This window comes from Campylobacter sp. 2014D-0259, from assembly GCF_008000505.1.
Classification (GTDB): domain Bacteria; phylum Campylobacterota; class Campylobacteria; order Campylobacterales; family Campylobacteraceae; genus Campylobacter_D; species Campylobacter_D jejuni.
The window spans coordinates 1-714 of record NZ_VOAQ01000004.1 but is presented as its reverse complement, the minus strand read 5'-3'; the positions used below and the strand labels follow the sequence as shown (position 1 = coordinate 714).

Below are 714 nucleotides of genomic sequence, written 5' to 3'. Positions count from 1 at the left end.
AATGGAGATTATCAAAACTATGGCATTATGGCAGCTATTGATCATATCAATGCTTTAAAAGATTTAGTTAAACGTTTTCCAGAATTTGCAGATTTACCAAAAATTTATGGGGGGGGGGTCTTATGGAGGATACCTATCTTTACTCATAGCAAAAATAGCTCCTTGGTATGTGGATGGCGTGATTGATAATTCAGGAACTGTTTTGCCATTATTGGAATGTATAATAGGAAAAGATTTAAGTAGACCCGAATTTTTTTTTAGTGATTTAAATAAATTGGTAGGCATGTTTATTAAAACGTACTGGACTAGAGAAGATGAAAGATTATCTTATTTTTTTACTAATGAAAATTATATGATTCGTTCTTTGTTAAATTCTTCCCATTTAACTATACAAGCTAATATTAACAAAAATATTATTTTAGTATCTTATCATAGTTTAAAAGATCCATTTAATACAGCAAAAGATAAACAAACTCTTTTTTTAGCATATAAAGAGCTAGGATATGACGCCACTTTACATTTAATAAAAGATGAAAGCGAGATTGATGGAAGATTTATAAAGGACTTAAATCATGGTATGAGGATTGCTGATAAAGCCTTATTTAGAAAAGAACTTCCTTTAATGCTTGAAAAATTGCAAAAAAGAAAATCTTTAATGCAAGAAAATTCCATCTCTTATCCTTGTGGAAATAAAGTGTTTACTTTTAAAGATGT

The 714-nt window shown here is 28.7% G+C and carries 1 pseudogene; it reads left to right on the top strand.

Annotated features, from left to right (window positions below):
• Positions 1-714, top strand: a pseudogene (locus tag SR63_RS08590) (DUF2920 family protein); the annotation flags it as partial.